11 protein-coding genes are annotated in these 16,524 nt (G+C 60.3%); 4 read left to right on the top strand and 7 right to left on the bottom strand.

Annotated features, from left to right (window positions below; translation table 11 throughout):
• Positions 1 to 173 precede the first annotated feature (173 nt).
• From lanKC to HW274_RS12300, 4 genes are read right to left on the bottom strand one after another with little or no spacing between them, the layout of a single operon-like run.
• On the bottom strand, positions 174 to 2,732 hold the full coding sequence (lanKC, locus tag HW274_RS12315) for a class III lanthionine synthetase LanKC (protein WP_185988904.1): 2,559 nt from the start codon (positions 2,730 to 2,732) through the stop codon (positions 174 to 176).
• A gap of 16 nt (positions 2,733 to 2,748) precedes the next feature.
• Entirely contained in the window at positions 2,749 to 4,713 is a 1,965-nt protein-coding gene (locus HW274_RS12310) for an ABC transporter permease (RefSeq protein WP_185988903.1), read from the bottom strand.
• Positions 4,710 to 5,468, bottom strand: coding sequence for an ABC transporter ATP-binding protein (locus HW274_RS12305; RefSeq protein WP_185988902.1), 759 nt, complete (start codon positions 5,466 to 5,468; stop codon positions 4,710 to 4,712). The genes HW274_RS12310 and HW274_RS12305 overlap by 4 nt, the downstream gene beginning before the upstream one ends.
• Positions 5,465 to 7,201 carry an ABC transporter ATP-binding protein gene (locus HW274_RS12300; RefSeq protein WP_144020792.1) on the bottom strand — a complete coding sequence of 579 codons (1,737 nt, stop codon included), beginning with the start codon at positions 7,199 to 7,201 and terminating at the stop codon, positions 5,465 to 5,467. Before HW274_RS12300 ends, HW274_RS12305 begins: the two co-directional genes overlap by 4 nt.
• Before the next feature lie 530 nt (positions 7,202 to 7,731).
• On the opposite strand from HW274_RS12300, the gene HW274_RS12295 reads away from it, so the two are divergent.
• Positions 7,732 to 9,309 (top strand): alpha/beta hydrolase, encoded by a 1,578-nt coding sequence (locus tag HW274_RS12295; RefSeq protein ID WP_075253704.1) that lies wholly within the window; start codon positions 7,732 to 7,734, stop codon positions 9,307 to 9,309.
• A gap of 113 nt (positions 9,310 to 9,422) precedes the next feature.
• Here the strand turns inward: HW274_RS12295 and HW274_RS12290 are convergent, their stop codons facing one another.
• Complete coding sequence (locus tag HW274_RS12290) at positions 9,423 to 12,401, bottom strand: lysylphosphatidylglycerol synthase transmembrane domain-containing protein (RefSeq protein WP_185988901.1); 2,979 nt, start codon at positions 12,399 to 12,401, stop codon at positions 9,423 to 9,425.
• A gap of 158 nt (positions 12,402 to 12,559) precedes the next feature.
• Between HW274_RS12290 and HW274_RS12285 the strand changes: the two genes are divergently transcribed.
• The 3 genes from HW274_RS12285 to HW274_RS12275 all read left to right on the top strand — a co-directional run bounded on the left by HW274_RS12285 (position 12,560) and on the right by HW274_RS12275 (position 14,841).
• Entirely contained in the window at positions 12,560 to 13,213 is a 654-nt protein-coding gene (locus tag HW274_RS12285; protein ID WP_185988900.1) for a hypothetical protein, read from the top strand.
• Between the two features lies 1 nt (position 13,214).
• The gene (locus HW274_RS12690) at positions 13,215 to 13,631 is read left to right on the top strand and encodes a transcriptional regulator (protein ID WP_221935779.1); all 417 of its coding nucleotides are present in this window, start codon (positions 13,215 to 13,217) and stop codon (positions 13,629 to 13,631) included.
• Between the two features lie 205 nt (positions 13,632 to 13,836).
• Positions 13,837 to 14,841, top strand: coding sequence for an alpha/beta hydrolase family protein (locus HW274_RS12275; protein WP_075253707.1), 1,005 nt, complete (start codon positions 13,837 to 13,839; stop codon positions 14,839 to 14,841).
• Between the two features lie 181 nt (positions 14,842 to 15,022).
• Here HW274_RS12275 and HW274_RS12270 read toward each other — a convergent pair whose 3' ends face one another.
• Positions 15,023 to 15,826 (bottom strand): ABC transporter permease, encoded by an 804-nt coding sequence (locus HW274_RS12270; protein ID WP_075253708.1) that lies wholly within the window; start codon positions 15,824 to 15,826, stop codon positions 15,023 to 15,025.
• Positions 15,827 to 15,831: 5 nt separating this feature from the next.
• Positions 15,832 to 16,500, bottom strand: a complete 669-nt coding sequence (locus HW274_RS12265; RefSeq protein ID WP_260679101.1) for an ABC transporter permease — start codon at positions 16,498 to 16,500, stop codon at positions 15,832 to 15,834.
• Between the last annotated feature and the right edge of the window lie 24 nt (positions 16,501 to 16,524).

Here is a 16,524-nt window from a genome sequence, read left to right as displayed (position 1 = left end):
CAGGAAAAAATCCCCAGACCGAGAAACACCATGCACTCCATACCATATAGGGACACCCCCGTTTCAGCGGCACGCCACCCTGATTACACCAGATCAGACATCCTCACCCACCGACTTCACCGACCCGCTACCTCGCATTCAACCCAAAGGCTGATAGCCCCGTGTATTCTATACTAATTATGTTCGAGTTGTTGTAAGGACGACAAGCCTGGGAATAACAACCATGGGTTGGTGCTATCTTTGAATGTATCGATCGCCCTGACTACGCCAGCGTTTCCGGAGCAATAATCTGTGGATAGCCGCAGTCCTCCTTGCCCCCCAATAATTGCCCCTTTTCCGGACCTGCTTTTGAAACAATAAGGCGTAATTTCGTTAACTAAAATTTCAGCATTTACCGGGACGCAATCAATACCAGCAAGCGATGCAAAGTGGCGAACTAGAAGAAGTCCCGTTCTCCCCATAAAAAGTCCGCCGTTAGCGGTGCAACGCACATCTGCAGCTTTCGCTAGCCTATTAAGTGTTCGTGATGAAAAACGCGATCGCAGTCGTTCTGAAGCCATAAGTAATGCAAAAAGAATTCCGGCTGATCCCTCGGCAAGGTATGGCATGAGTCTACCATTATCGAGTACTTGCAGGGAGCCGTCTCGAGCTCGTGTGGTTAAGTCCAGGTCTCTCCGAAAGGCATTCACCGCCGTCATATGCAGGCTGTCGTCGCCCAAGAGCAAAGACGCCCTATCTAAAGCCAATCCGACACCGGACCACCCGTCAATCAATCCAGCCGCCTTGCGTGAAGATGTTTCAAAAGACACGATCGTAGATGAAGGGTCTTCTGTAATGCCTTGAAGCTGGGCAATAAGATCGGTAAGATCGTTATCCACTTTTGTATCCGGTTGTGTCATAAGCGAAGCCATTTTTGCGAGCGCTATACCTGCTAACCCTGACCTCAAACTTACATCGATAGGGCCGCTGGGACGATCCTCCTGAAATTTTGACAATTCTATATCTTCCCCGCGCTCAAGACGTATTCCATCTATCCCAGATAAATAACCTCTAGGCATAATTTCGTCATTTTCAATTTTTGGTATAGCATCTTCTGACATTAATGCTGTTCTTATGGCATCAGTGTATGCGGCGCCCGCTAATCCTGATTCAATATTAAAATGACCTATACCAGAAAAACTTACAATGTCTCCAGGTATCCTGATCACTCCTTCAAACACGTATGCGGAAGCACGGATTCCTTCTATAAGTTGACTCTCGAGTTGATCTAGGTTTGTTTGCCGTGATTCCATCAAATAAGGTACTGTATCACTTCGCCTCGCTTCGGGGGGTTCAGGCATTAAGAGCGTGTCAAAGGGAATATGGCACCCTAGAGTCTGTCGGGCCATTTTCATCTGAACTTCGATTAGTGAATCCGAGAGAGAGTTTAGCGGAACTAATGGATAAAACAACTGTGCAACCACTCTGTTGTAAGCAAACCAGTCGTTACTTTCCGGATCCGTCCCCTCCTTGGCTACGAACCCTGGCGTGCCAATAGGAAACGGGCTCGAATCTGATAAAGAACGCACTGTTTCAAGGTCGATTATTCTTGGCTCTAATTCGGGACCGATAATAATATTCATCGGCTGAAAATCGACCAATGCGTAGCCTCTTTCGTGAACTACCTGCAGCGTCTTCTTTAATTTTTTGCTTATCTGTATAGCGGAATTGACGTACTTAACGGAAGATTCGCTCAAAGCAAAAGGATAATTCTGAGCAATCCACGAATTAAGATTAATTCCATCAATATGTTCTTCAATGAGGAATGAATGTCCGCCGATTTTTCTGAATTCTTTAAATCGAACGATCGCGGGCACGCCCGCAAGTAATTTCATAGCCTCAGCCTCATGGTTAAGGCGATCAACAGCCCAACAGTTAAAGTCGTCGAGTCCGACGTAAGGTCGTGCTTCTTTAAGCACCACAGATTCTCCTGAATCACAACAATTTGCTCTATATACACCACCAGAGTTCGAAAAATGGATAACTGATTCTATTTCGTAAGGATACCAGTCGTTATCGCTTGTGTTCGGAGCGAAACGTCTTGAAATGTGTGGAACCATTTCTTCCGGAATGGACACCCATGAGGGACAACTGAAGTGTACAGACCGTCTATCCTCTTCCAAGTTTCCGTTCGGAGCGCGTAGCGCCGCTACCAACCCCGACTCGGGGTCTTCCATCACAATTCGCCTAAATGCGCCGTAACGGAAATAAATGGGAGCACTTCCCCACTGTGCATCTCCTAACACAACTGGCCCGTGGAATGATTTCAGCTCGTCACTCAGTTTCTTAAGTAGTCGGACTGCTACAGATTCCTCTTGCGGATATCCGACAATGAACTTTCCGCACTGAATGCGATCCCCATACTTCGCAAGACTTCTTCGCAAGCATTCTTGATTGCGCAAGTGTTTAAATGATGTTGCATTATCTAAAAAAATGCGGGAAGCGATGCTCAGCACCGTCTGAGCCTCTTCTGGGATAGATGAAATGTGAATCTTCCATCCTTGCTCAGCCATGGGGCTCTGATGACAGTGATGTTGCCACGGACCTTCACTGATTGATTTCCAGGAGATGTCGTTGTCAGCGTAAGTCCAGAATGAGACGTTGTCAATCTTGGCTGACTCGGCACTTAGGTTGTCTGGATCTGCGTAGAATAAACTTTGGTTGCGGCAGTACTGAAGTTCTGAAGGCCTCATAATGGATCTTCCTCTCTCATTTGATTCTGATTTTGACTAGAATTGTATGTGATGCGATGAAAACAATGAACATGAAGATCGCGGCTGTGAGGGTGATGGGAACGTCGAGGACGGGGTGTAGCCCAGATTGGGTCTCTTGCGACATGAGGTTAGTTTTCCACCAGGCAAGAGTGAGGGATATGACGAGTTGGATAATGACGACAATGACTTGAACAAAAATCTCGGATAGGTGCTCGATTCGGCGGTCGCGGGCGGTAAATCCTAATGTGAGCATGCGTACGCGAGAGGGAGCAGTTACTTGGCTATAGGCGCGTACTCCTAGGACGGTAGCGGCAGCGGCCAATAGGCAGGGAACAAGGAATATCATAGAGATAGCCTGACGCTGGTTGGTCAATGCTTGGTGGATGCCTTGCTGAATCCAAGAGTCGCGATCGGTGATCTTCTGGTAGTTGACGGAATGGGCATCGAGGGCTTGGCGTAGGTTCTGGGGCTGGGCCCCTGAAAGCCAGCGCATGAGTGAGGTGTGGGGGATCTGGCTGGCGTTGGTGGTGTAGTCCAGGATGAGGTCATTGGACAGGTATTGATTAGAGGCGATCTTGGCCACCACGGTAATTTTGTAGGTGCTGCCGTCTGGACGCAGGAGGTCAACGGTGTCGCCGACGGCGTAACGTGAACTGGCCGAGGCCGCGGCGGGGCCACGAACCTGTGCAGTATCGCCGTCAGTGACAGTCATAGTCAGTTGGGTGGGTAGGCTGCTCATGTCTGTAGCTAAGATCGAGGGTTGGTCTGCCGCGTAGGGCTCGTTGACGTCGACTAGGTCGGAGACGATGCCGTACGGAACGACTGGCTCACTCAGGCTGGCTTGAACTCCGTTCAGGTCGCTGCTGGTAGGTGGGTTGGTGAATGTGGCAATGCTGGTAGCCTTCAGCGGTCGGTTGGCCTCAACCTGGAAGGCTTGACGACCGGTGGCCATTACCATTGCAACAGGTATAACGAGGCTGAAAACTAGCACGATCGATTGGGTTGCGCTCAGAGCGCTGGCTCCACCTGCTGAGGCATTGGACAGCGCGACCAAGAAGCGGGGACGGTGGCGGGTGCCAGGCAACAGGCAGAGTGCTCTGGTAACGAATCTTAGGAAGAAGGTTCCATTAATCGTAACCAGGATTGTAGCCAGCGGGATGACCAGTAAAACGGAAATGTCAGTAGGGATGACATCGGCTGGCACCAGGGTTGTTAGGACTAGTGCCGCCAGGATAACGACGCTGGTGGCGGTTCGGCGTACCGTCTTGCGGTCGCCGGCACGTTTCTGCGCCTGAACGTCCAGTGGGCGCGTGCTGGCCACCCGCAGCACGGGCGCCAAGCCTCCGGCCAAGCCAGCGCTCACGGTGATCAGCCAGGCAACGACCAAGGCTCCTGGTAGTGGGCGGGGATCGAGAGTCTTGGGGGCCATGTTTACTGAACGTTCGATGAGAACGAACCCTATAGATGCGGGAATTCCAGCCAGGGACCCAAGGCTGCTTCCAAGTAGGACCGTCGCAGCCAGCTCGCGCACAGTTAGTCGGACAAGGTCCAGCCGGGTCATGCCCACCAAACTGAGCCGGGCCAACTCGGGTACACGCGGCTCCAGGGCGAAAGAGGCTACCGAGGACAGCAGAATGACGGTACTAAGGGCGCCCATGCCGACCACCATGGCATTGAAGCTCACCATGAGATCGAGCAGCGTGTTGAAACGCACCGCCTCGTGCGGCGGCCCCGATGAAATCCGTGATACAGAGGCTAGCTGGATTGCGTTAAGCGATGCGCTCACCACTACCCCAGTAACCGTCGCGACCGCAATGATGCCGATATAGCCGCGTCGATGGGCCGCTAAAAGAGTGCTGCGCACACCTCGAAGATTTAACTGCCCTCGTCCAGTAGGCCTTGCAGATGATTTATTGCCGAATTCCTTAGCGGGCCTGTGAGTAAGATACCTGGCGCTCATACCCGTTCACCGCCTTTCATAATGCCGAAGAGTTGCTCGGCCGTGGGGTGATAAAAGTCGTGCTCGATCTTCCCATCGACGAGAATAAGAACCCGGTCACTGCAGGCGGCGGCATCCAGATCGTGAGTCACCATGAGCACAGCTGTGCCCTGTTGGGTTAGGTGGTGGAACAGGTCGAGCACCAACTTCGAACTGACCGAGTCCAGTGCCCCGGTAGGCTCATCGGCGAACAGCACCACAGGATGCTGCGCCAGCGCCCGCGCGATCGCCACCCGCTGCTGCTCACCACCCGAAAGGGTCGAGGCTCGCTGGTCTGCCAGCTCTGTAACCCCCGTACGTGCCAGTGCGTCCTCCACAGCGCGGTCAATATCCACGCGGTGTCTCCGTGCACCCCGAGTCTCGAGTAGTAGCGGCATTCCCACGTTCTGGCGCGCAGTCAACGGCTCAATGAGGTTGTAGTCTTGGAAAACAAATCCCAACGCAGAGCGACGCAGGCGCGCTAACCTGTCCTGCGATGCTGCGGCGACGTTCACACCGGCCACCACCGCGCTACCCGAGTCTGCTCCAGTCAGACCCGAGCAGCAACGCAAAAGCGTCGACTTTCCCGAGCCTGACCGCCCCATCACCGAGACCCACTCCCCGGCCTGCACGCATAATGACACTTCGCGCAGCACCTCATGAATACCGGCCGAAGTCGCAAAGGATTTACGCAATCCTTGTACCTCCAGAGCCACACCAGACACATCCATCATCATCGTAGACTCCAATCGCCCAAAATTTCTCGCAGTTCCTCGCTTCTTATAAGACATTCATTGGGACTACCTTCTTCCTTAATTACGCCGCCGTTGATGAATATGAGGTGGTCGGCGCGTCTGACTGTGGCAGGCCTATGAGCAACCACGATAACTGTTGCATTTGGTGCGAGTTTTTCTATGGCGTTAAGCATGTATTGTTCAAGCAGGCCATCGACGTTGGATGTCGGTTCGTCGAGAATAAGTGTATCAGCCTGACACGCCAACGCCCGCGCAAGAACGAGACGCTGTTTTTCTCCTCCAGACAAAGACTGACCTCGAGGCTGGACATCACGATGAATACCTTCGAGCGTCGCAACTTCTGAAAGTCCTACGCATTCCAGAACCTCACATATTCGCTCATCAGAAATTCCAGGCCTTTCGAATCTTACATTGTCTGCAATCGATCCTTTAATTACTGTCGACGCCTGATCCACAAAACCTATACCGTCCCTATGGCCGAGTAGTCCGTTGATTGTCCCCGTATCCGGTACTAGAAAGCCCTCAATTAAATTCAAGAGAGTCGTCTTTCCTGCACCCGAGGGACCGACTATTGCGGTCGTGACTCCTCGTGGAATTGAAAACGATACTCCGTTTATAACTTTCTTTTCATCGTAGGAGAAGCAGACGCCCTTAAAGTTTATAAGGGTATTTCGTTTTTGTTTTGCTGCAGCAGGGTGATAAGGTCTGTTCTTCGGCGCGCAGAAAGTCATATGTTGTCGCAGTTCTTCGATGCGATTGCGACCAGCAGTAGCCTCTTGTAGTGAAATGTACGTAGTTAGAATTTCTTGAAATCCCGACGTGACCATTTGAAAGTACATCGTAAAGGATACTAATTGAGCTAATGAAGCGTTAGTTTTAGCAACTTCGGCAGCAGCAAACAGCAGGGCAACAATAAAGGCAGCATTGAGTGCCAGGGAAGTCAGAGGGCTGACCAGAGCATGCGATCGAGCCAACGAAAGTGAATTTCGCTGAAGTTGTTTAACGTTATGTAGAAGACGATTTTCAAATCGAGAAGTCACTCCATAGTGGCGAATCGAAGAGATTCCATCAAATACCGCTTGAACGTCCCCCGAAAATTCACTGGTGGAAGCCTGAACTTGAAACCTTAGATCGCGGACGCGAATACCGAAAAATAATGTAAGAAACAACGCTACGCTGGCACACAATGTTGCGGCAATGAAGGCAGTAGGAATCAAATATAAACATGCTATAACTGCCCCAATACAACTCACAGAAGAGGCTATTGCGCTCGATAGGATCGAGGTTACTCCCTGAGTTAAAAAGGGGGGATCGGTAACTAATCTTGTGGATAATTCTGACGTACTACGCCTCCCTAACGCTAAAATTGGTGCCTTCAATAGAAGGTCGATTAGCCCTTCTCGTATTTCGAGTACACCATTTTCTTTGAAGCGTGCGGACAAATATGTGGACGCTCCGGTCGTGAGCGCAGTTGCTATAAATGTAGCAACCAACATGGAAAGGGGGGAGACAATGCCTCGTCCAGCCGTTAAGCTTTCGATCAACTTTTCCATAACCGTGGGTTGCATAAGGCTAAGAAATGATCCCAGTATACTTATTGCAACAATAGCAATTGCTGTACCCGTCTGTCGTTGAACTAAAGTCCATGCAGACGGGCAAGGGGCGTGTAATATGTGCTTAACCATAGCAATCATTTCTACTAGTTCGCCTGACATGTGGCGGATGCTCAGCGACAATGAATTTTCTGAGCATCCGCCACATATCTAACTGTTATTCTCGGCAGCCAGCGCTCCAGGTGCTCCATGAAACGTTGCACCCAGAGCTCCAGGTGCTAAGGCGCCCAGCAGGGGTCGCACCGGCGGCGGGCAGGTTCTGCAGGTCGAGAATGTTCACGATGGTCTCCTTTGCGGTTAGCTCTGACACTGAAGTATTCAGTGTCGGTGGTGGCACTAATGGCAATTTAGCCATAGTGCGTATGCCGTGTCCTTGCGGGGCTGGCAAAACCTAGTACACCATCATGTAGTTGCTCTGTCATCCGTCCATCGGCTAGCCGATGGACGGATGACAGAGCATGCTTCTGGTTGATTTAATGTCGTTAGGTTGTTCAACATTATTTGACGAACTTGGAGGGTGCTTTTGTAAAGAAAACTGCGGGATATGAGGGGGTGGTTGTGTGGTATCGAGTTGATTGGCTGCGTGATGTAATGGTCGTGACTGGATTTTGTAGCAGAAGGTGGTTATATTCATGAATGGGTGCTCACATAGGGTGTTTGCTGGGGTGCTGGCTGCTGCTGCGGGCGTGTGCCTGGGGGTGGGTGCCGCTGCGGTGCCTGCTGCGGCGCAGGCTGCGGTTCCCAAGGGGTTGGAGTCCTTCTATAACCAGACGGTGAACTGGTATGACTGCGGCGCCACCGGGGGGATGGAGGAGTCTGCGGAGGCGACGGGTTTCAAGTGCGCCAAGGTTACGGTGCCGCTAGACTACTCCAAGCCCGATGGTCAGACCATTGAGATCGCCATGAAGAAGCATGTGGCCGCCGGCTCGAAGCGCCAAGGCAGCCTCTTCATGAACCCCGGTGGCCCTGGCGCGTCAGGCGTGGAGAATGTTGAGGGGATGGTGGATTCCACCATGGCCGGTGTGCAGGGCGCCTATGACATCATCGGATTCGATCCCCGCGGTATCGGTGCGTCGACCGCCATCACGTGCACCTCTGCGCAGGCGTCCGCCGTCGCAGAGGCTGCTCCGGCTCAGGGTGGTACTGGGACGTTCGAGCAGCGAGCAGCTACCGTCTCTGCGCAAACCAAGCAGATGGAGGCGGGCTGCGCAGCCAATACCGCGCCGCCCGAGCTGCTCGACCACGTGGACACGGTCTCGGTGGCCCGGGACCTCGATGTGCTGCGGGCGCTGTCCGGGAGTGACAAGCTCAACTACCTGGGGTTCTCCTACGGAACCTACCTGGGGGCCCACTACGCCGAGCTCTTCCCGGCCAACACCGGCCGCATGGTCCTCGACGGCGCCCTGGACCCCAGCCTGACCTACAACGAACGCAGACAGGGACAGGCCCAGGGGTTCGAGCGGGCGCTGCGCAACTACGTCGAATGGTGCCACTCCGAACAGGCCGTCCAAGCCGGCCAGAGCTGCCCGCTCACCGGTGATATCGATGCGGGTGTCCAGCAGATCGGAGACCTGTTTACTTCGGCCAACAAGACACCCGTCCCCTCGTCCGATCCCAACCGTCCGGTGACGGGCGAGGACATGAAGCAGATCGTGGAACTGTTGCTCTACGCGCCCGAGAGCGCGTGGGGCGGCATCAATGAGGCGCTGGACCAGGCTATCAACCATAATGGCGCATCGATCTTCAGAATCGCAATGGACCAGGTCGCCGCTCAGCCCCCTGTGAATATGGGCGCTATGACCAGCACTAACTGCCTGGACTACCGGGTCGAGGGTGATATGGCCACCTGGAAGGCGCAGAGTGAGGCTCTGGAGAAGATCGCACCTCGCTTCGCGACCACCTTAGAAGGTGGAGACCTAATCTGCCAGTCCTGGGGGCACAGTGGAACCAAAGCGCCCAAGGCCCTCCACGCCAAGGGGGCCGCGCCGATCCTCGTCGTCGGGACGACCGGAGACCCTGCCACTCCCTACGAGTGGTCCATTGCTCTGGCCGGTCAACTCGAGTCCGGACGGCTCCTCACCTGGGAGGGCAACGGGCACCTGGCCTACGGCAACCCTAGTCACGGCCCCTGTGTCACCAACGCGGTCGACAACTACCTGCTTACCGGCACCATGCCGAAGAAGGGCCTGACCTGCCACGGCAACGAGTAGGTGCGTCACCATCGAGTGAGCGGGCGGGCCGAGTGCACCTCGGCCCGCCCGTGTGCCCCCAGTGCCCGTAAGCCCGGGCCGGATGGAGGCGGCTGGCCAGTGTCGGCGGTGCGCTACAGGTCTCCGACCTTCTGGAGGCGTTGGAGGCTGAGCCAACCCACCGGGATCGGGATCCAGAAGGTCACCAGGCGGTAGACGATCGCCGTGGACAGTGCCACCCCGTAGGGGACGCCGGCGGCGACGAGCCCGGCGGTCAGGGCGAGCTCGACCGGGCCGATACCGCCGGGGGAGGGCACGATCGAGCCCACTGTGTTGGAGGCCAGGTAAGTGATGGCCAGGACCGCGAAGGGCACCGTGTAGCCGAAGGCCCACAGGCTCGCGCTGAAGGACAGGATGTAGGACAGGCTCAGCGTGAGCGCGCCGCCCACGCCCAGGGCCAGTCGCATCGGGTTGGACATGACCCACACGAGCCGCGGCCACACCTGGCGGTAGGTGGGCTCGATCTTGGCCCAGGCCCAGGTGCGCGCCTTGGGGATGGTCAGGACCACCGCCGCCACCACGACGATGGCGCCAGCGGCGACCAGCACCCAGCCGGACGGCAGGGTCAGTCCGGTCGACTGGCCGGTCATGGCCGCCAGCACCACGAGCAGCACCACGGTGACGACGAACTGGACCACCTGGACCAGGGCCACTGTGGCCACGCCGACCGCGGTGGGCACCCCCTTGCGGTTGAGGAAGCGCAGGTTGATGGCCGCCCCGCCCACGCCGGCCGGGGCCACGAGCGAGACGACGGCGCTGGCCAGGTGCACCTCGGTGGAGCGCCACAGGGAGAGCCGCTCGGGGCTGAAGGCCACCAGCGTGAGCCCCGCGCCCACGTAGGTCGCCACCGAGAAGAACAGGGCCGCCAGCATCCACCAGATGTTGGCCTGCGAGACGGCCGCGGAGACCTGCTGGAAGTCCAGCTGGGCGAGCAGCGTCCATACCGCCACGAGGGCCACCACGGCCATGAGGACGGTGCGCGTCGAGAAGCGGTTGAGGCGGGCCGGCTCGGCGTCGGCCGTGGGGGTCAGCGCCACAAGGGCGTCGCGCAGATCTTGGAGGACCTGCCGGCTCGCTCCGCGCCGCCCCATGACCTCGCGGGTCTGGCGCGGCAGCACCACCCGCTGAAGCATGGGGGCGATTGAGGCCAGCTGGGTGGTGGTCAGTGAGCGGGAGGCGGCATCGATGGCCCGCTGGGCACCGACCGCCAGCGCCGTCAGCGCCAGGGCCTGAGCCAGGTCCACGCGGCGGGAGAGCTCGGTGGAGATCGTCTCGCCCGAGGCCCAGTCCAGGAGCCACAGCCGCCCGGACTCGTCGACGACGACGCTCGAGGCGTCGATGCTGCCGTGCGCCAGCCCCGCGGCGTGAGCGCGCTGGAGCTGGCTCCACAGCTGGTCCAGGACGTCGTCGTCGACCGCGGCCCCCAGGTCGCTGATGGAGCGGGCGCCGACGACGTGGTCGGTCACCAGCAGCACGGACTCGGCGGCCTCTGCCATCCCCAGCAGGCCGGGGGTGCGCACGCGGGCGCGGCGGGCCTCCATCGTCATGAGGGCGGCGTGCTCGGCGGCAGGGCGCAGGGACAGGTCACGGGTGGGGGACAGGCCCCGAACGCGGATCTGGTCCCAGACGTTGGAGAGGAATCCGGCCACCTGCCGGTCGGCGTCGAGGAGGGTGACGTTGTGGCGCTCGCCGGCCGAGTCCCACACTGCGTACATGCGGTGGACAGAGGCGCGTTCCTGGGACAGGGCCTCGCTGGAGGCCTCGGCCAGGACGGCGGCCAGGTCGACGTCGGTGGCCGGCCTGATCGTGTTCGCGCCCGCCGGCGCCCCGGTGCCCCCGGTCCCGGCCGTGTCCAACGGCGTCGAGTCGAGGGGGGAGGCGGTCTCGCCGCTCGATGAGCCGGTGGGTGCGTCGGTGACCTGCGCGTCGGCGGGAGTGGAGGCGTCCTCGGTGGCGGGCTCGAGGCCCGCCGGCTCCTGCGGGGCCGGGCCTAGCGGGTTCTCGCTCACCTGCTCACGCACCTGCTCACGAACCTGCTCGGTGTAGCCCAGGGGGGCGTCGGTGGTGACGATCCAGGCGCGCGCCTCGGGGGCACGGTCCATGCGGACCACGCGCACGGCGTCGATCCCGGCCCGGCGCAGGGCGCGCACGAGCGTGACCCCGTGGGCGCGGCGGTCCTCGACCCCGAAGACGTAGCGGACCAGCAGGCCGACGGTGCGGCCCAGCAGCAGGGAGAGCACCGCGCCCGGCAGGGTCAGGGCGCCGCGCAGGACCGCCATGCCCAGGACCACCCACAGGGCTGCCCAGCCCGAGCGCATCACGGTGGAGCTGTTGCGGTCACCGGCGCCCGTGAGCAGGCCGGCCATGGAGGCGAAGACCGTGGAGATGCCCAGCTGGGCGGTGCCCGAGGCGGTGACCGTCAGCCCCATGACCAGGGCGGTGGGGCCCCAGGCCACGAGGCCGGTCATGGCGGCGACGGCGACCAGGTGACCGGCGATCCCCGACAGGACGGCCTGGCCCAAGGATCGCCAGGAGCGGCGCAGGACGCGGTCCAGCAGAACGGCCAGCGGCACGATGAAGGTGGCCAGGCCCTCAATGGTCTGCAGGGGGAAGACGAGGATGCGGCGCAGTACCACTGCCAGGGCGTTCTGGACGTCCTGGGTGACGCCGGTGGTGGTCTCGTGGGCGTAGATCGCCAGGACGAGGACGGCGAAGATGCCCAGGAGTGTCAGGGTCAGGTCGAGCAGGTCCTCCGTGCGGCGCAGGCGGTGCGCGGTGGTGTCCACCAGGAGCGTCGTCGAGCGGGGGGCGGCGGGGCCGGAGGCTGGGGTGGGCTCGGCCATGGGGGCGACGCCGATGACCGGGATGCCGACCGGAGAGGTGGAGGTCGACTCCGCGGAGGGCGCGGAGGTGGCCGAGACGGCGGACGGGACGGGGGCCGCAGATGCCTGCTGGTCGACGGCGGTGGGGGACCCGCCGGGAGCCGAGCTGAGCGTCGAGGCGTGGTCGAGGTCGCCGGCCGGCGGGGGTGACCCTGGTGCCGCATCTGTCATGACGCCGATTCTAGAGGGAGAGCCTGGGTGGACCCTCCTACGCCGGAAGGAGCCGCGCAGCGGCGTTGACTTATTCAAAGTAGTTTGCAACACAAACCAAAGGGCGCTATCCTGGGGTTGGTTTGAAACGCAAACCCCTGTTGACGAGGAGGTTCACCATGAGTGCGGCCACTGAGGATCAGCGGATTCCGGCGGGGCCCGATGAGGCCCTTGCCGTTGTCGAGGCCCAGCGGAGCGCCTATCTCAAGCGGCACAGGGTCAAGGCGACTCCGGTCCTGGTCGCCTGGGGGCTGGCCTGGCTGATCGGCTATGCCACCCTGGCCCTCTCCCGCAGGGCGGACTACAGCCTGCCGCTGGTGCCGTACCTGTTCTTCTACGGCTGTCTCGCAGCGGCCCTGCTGTTCACTTTCGCCTATATCGTCCCCAAGGTGCGCGGCATCCGCGGCCGAAGCAGCCGAGAGGGCATCTACTACAGTCTCGCCTGGTTCCTCGGGATGCCGCTGAGCGCCCTTATCCTCGGTCGAGTCAATGCCTTCCTGGCCGCCCTCAATACGAGCCAGGCCAACGAGGTCGCCAGCGTGGTGTCCAACGCCCTGCCCTGCCTCATCGTCGGCGTCATCTTCCTCATGAGCGCCGCACTGTGGAATGAGGCGGTCATGGGGGTCCTGGGCGGCTGGATCCTCCTGGTCACCCTGGTGGTCACGATTGTCGGGATGCCCTGGGCCTGGTGGATCATGTCCGTGGCCGGTGGGGGCGGCATGCTGGTGGCCGCTGTCGTCGCTGCTGCCGCAGAATCGAAGCGAGGTGCGTGAAGTGGCTGGAGGGGTCAGGGTGCAGCGGCCCGAGAGGTCGGAGAGTGCCGGCCGGGCGGAGGAGTCGGAGGAGTCGGCTGAGTCGGCCGGCGCCGGAGCTGAAATCATCGCTGCTGCAACGGCCTCCGCCGTCGATATCGATCCTGTCATTCACGCCCAGGCCCGTCTGCGGATCATGGCGACCCTGGCCGCTGTGCCCGTTGGCGACGAGCTGCACTTCCCGCGGCTGCGCGAGCTGCTGGACATGACGGCTGGCAACCTGTCCACCCACCTGTCCAAGCTGGAGGGGGCGGGCTACGTGCAGCAGAACAAGACCTACTCCGGGCGCAGTCCTGCCACCTACCTGGCACTGACCCCTGAGGGGCGCGTGGCCTTCGAGCGGTACGTGCGCAACCTGCGCGCCCTGCTCGACGCCTGAGGTCCTTCGGGGCGGCGGCGACAGGGGGTGGTATTAACCGAACGGTTAGCGTATGGTGTGAAGCAAGTCTCATAGGTGGGTGCCGATGGAGGTGCTGCCGTGAGGCCTTGTCGCAAGGGTCGGCCAGTGCCCGTCAGCCGGCCGGTCCCCGGGGCGGCAGGTCCGCCCCGCCATACCCGTCACCGTCGACATCCAAGGACATGCCATGCCTTTCAGTGCACAGACCTCGCCCGCCGACTCGCCATCCCACCTCCAGTCCAGCCGCGCCTGCGCCCATCGGCTCAGCCGCCGGACCCTGCTCAAGGGGGTGGGTGGTCTCGCCGCCGCCTCCGTCATCGGGGGCGGCGCCGTCGTCGCCGGCTCGGCCCCGGCCCAGGCCGCCCTCACCGTGGCCGAGCACGAGGACCACGGCCGCATGCAGTACTACAAGCTGGCCACGTCGTCGATCGGCTGGCTGCCACGCGTCAACGTGCTGCTGCCCGACGGCTACGACACCTCACGCCGCTACCCGGTGCTCTTCCTGCTGCACGGCGGCGGCGAGAACTACTCGACCTTCGACACGAAGTACGACATCCGCAACCACACCGCGGGGCGCGACCTCATCGTCGTCATGCCCGACGGCGGGGCGGCCGGCTGGTACTGCGACCCCGAGTCCTCCAACGTGGGTCCGCGCAACTGGGAGACCTTCCACATCAAGGAGCTCCTCCCCTGGGTCGATGCCACCTTCGCCACCACCGGGCAGGCCTCCGGTCGCGCGGTCTCCGGCTTCTCGATGGGCGGTTTCGGGGCCCTGAAGTACGCCGCGAAGTACCCCGAGCTCTTCGCGTCGGTCTCCAGCCACTCGGGGCCGGCCGACCTGCGCATCCAGGACGGGGCGGTGGTCCACTGGGCGAACTTCACCGCCGGAGCCACCGACCTCAAGGGCGGCACCATCTACGGGATCCCGTGGGACCAGGCGCGGGTGAGCGCGGACAATCCGGTCGAGCACGTGGAGAGCTACCGGGGTAAGCGCGTCTTCCTGGTCTCCGGGACTGAGAGCGATCGCTACGAGAGCGTCGTGCTGCCCAGCCAGCAGAGCTTCGAGAAGGCGCTCGACGGCGCCGGCATCGGCTACGAGCGCTACGAGGACACCGGCGCCCATATCGTGCGCTGGGGTCGCATGCAGCAGGACATCGACTCCCTGCTCAACCACTTCGCCAAGGCTGGGTGAACACTGGCGGCCGCACTGTGCGCCGCTTCGGGGGAACGCCGTCGGCGACTGTGTTTTTCGTCGGGGACGCACTTCTCCCGCAGATGACTGAGATCTGTCCTTAGTCATCTGCGGGAGAACCCAGTTCTGGATGGAAAGGCACGTTCTCGACGACGCCGGGCGGGCGCGCTGTGCCGATCTGCTAGCGCACGCCGCCGGTTTGGCGGGCGACAAGGACCAGCAGACCCCACATGACAGCGCCTACACCGGCGACGGAGAGCAGGAGAGGAACCATGCTCGCCGCGTCCAGCTCCCCGGCCGTCAAGGCTGTCGATCCCAGAGACAGTGTCATGCTGACAAGCCCTTGAGGGATGGCGTAGGCCAGAGGGCTCTGCGCCGCTCCCAGGCCGAATCCGACGACGCAGCCGACGAATCCCAGTGCCACTGGCGCGGCGAAGGACTGCATGAGCATGCTCAGCAGTGACTGCAGGGCGATGAGCGGGATGATGCTGACCACCGCCAGAAGATTGGAGGCGATGACGGTGCTGGGCATTGCGAGACCGAGACCCATCACGAAGGCCCCCGAGATCCAGGCCAGCACGATGAGCGCCACCTGCATGGTCAGCACCGGAAGCACAATGACCAGGGTCTTGGCCAGGACGACGGACACCGGGGAGTGCGGGGAGGTCCGCATGGCGTTCCAGCTCGTGCCCCGGTGCTCCATCCGCCATGCGGCGGAGGCCAGCAGGGCCACCCCCAACGAGCAGAAGAACATCGAGTAGAACAAGGATATCTGGGACGTCAGAGCTCCCCATTCCGCGGAGAAGACCCCCAGATTTCGGTAGAAGTTGAAGGTGCCGGTGATGACTGCGAGCAGCGGCAGCAGAACGGCCACCACCCACACCGAGGAGCGCTTGAGCTTGATGACCTCGGCGGCGAGCAGGGACGGAAAGCCGGTGTTGCCCGCGCGGCGGGTCGTGACGGGAATGAGTGCAGAAGTGCTCACGGGGACTACCTCTCGATCTTGTCGAGCCGGTGGGTGACAACGGTGAAGAGGAGAACCGTCAGGATGAGGAAGCCGGCGATCCACCCCGCCGGGACGTCAATGTAGGTGACGTCCGGCTGAGAGTGCTCGGTGGCGCTCATGGCGGCGGGAGTGATGAGGGCGTAGTACCCCCAGGGGGTCCATTGGACGATCTCAGGTGGTACGAGCAGGGTGAAGATTCCGATGAAGCCGCTGAGCAGCCCGGTGCTCATGACGATCATCTGGTTCTCCACCACGGCTGCCAGCCACAGGAAGGAGGCGCACATGGCCAGGTCCACGCAGATGAGGAGAGTCGTGTACGTGGCCCAGGGGCCGACGTCGAGCGCCACCGACAGTCCTCTGCAACGGGCGAGCGTGATGATGCCCAGACTCTGACCCGTCACAGCTGGGACGATGAGGAGTGACAGGGCGACGAGCTTGGCCCGGCACAGGGTTCCCGGCGTCAGGCCGGAGGCGGCGGCCAGGTTCCATCCGGAGCCGGTGTGTTCGATATCCGTCTGCCGACTGGCGAGCACGGAGACGAGGATCGGCCCGATCATCGCGTTGAAGAAGCCCGTGGTCAGTAACAGCCTTGCCCACGGCATCGCATGCGGGTCATGGGAGCTCTCCGTGAACGACGCACTGAAGAGGCTCATGCTGCACAAAGCCACCGATGTGCC

The sequence above is a fragment of the Actinomyces sp. oral taxon 169 genome (assembly GCF_013394715.1).
In the GTDB taxonomy this organism is placed as follows: Bacteria; Actinomycetota; Actinomycetes; order Actinomycetales; family Actinomycetaceae; genus Actinomyces.
Note: the sequence above shows the minus strand (reverse complement) of the source record. Positions and strands in the feature narration are given on the sequence as shown.